We start from the raw sequence: 541 nt of genomic DNA on the forward strand, positions 1-541 counted from the left end.
GAGCCGATGCTGGTGCCGGACCGCCGCTCGCGACCCCACAGTTACGACCTCACCATGAAGCTGTTCGAGCAGGCCGGCCTGACGCCGCGCATCGTGCAGGTCGCCGACGAGAAGCAGACCATCATCAATCTGGTCGCCACCCGGCTCGGGGTTGCGATCGTGCCGCGTTGGACGACGCGGATGGCGGTCTCTGGCGTGCGGTTCGTGCCGCTCCGGCCGCGGCAGAGCGGCCCGGTTGGCCGGCTGCCGCTTGCGGCGGCATGGCTGCGCGGCTCGCGCGACCCGGTGCGCGATGCGATGCTGTCCGTGCTGGAGGCGCGCCTGCGCAGCTATGCGCGGGAGGCCTGAGCGGTTATGACATTGGCTTTGGCGGGAAGGTGTGATGCGATGACTGATCAGAGAGCTCCGAACGAATTGCGTGTTGCCGTCGCCGGATTGGGATCGATCGGCACCAAGATCGCGACCGCGCTCGATCAGGGCATCGAAGGGCTGACGTTGTCCGCCGTAGCCGTTCGCGATCCCGCCAAGCATCAGGCATTCC

Annotated in this window: 1 protein-coding gene and 1 pseudogene; both read left to right on the forward strand. The window is 67.7% G+C overall.

Annotated features, from left to right (window positions below):
• A partial coding sequence (locus AYJ54_RS52000) for a LysR family substrate-binding domain-containing protein (RefSeq protein WP_245328903.1) occupies positions 1 to 348 on the forward strand: 348 nt, incomplete at its 5' end.
• A gap of 39 nt (positions 349 to 387) precedes the next feature.
• Positions 388 to 541: pseudogene (locus AYJ54_RS52005) on the forward strand (aspartate dehydrogenase); the annotation flags it as partial.

Origin of the sequence: Bradyrhizobium centrolobii (assembly GCF_001641635.1) — a bacterium.
GTDB lineage: Bacteria > Pseudomonadota > Alphaproteobacteria > Rhizobiales > Xanthobacteraceae > Bradyrhizobium > Bradyrhizobium centrolobii.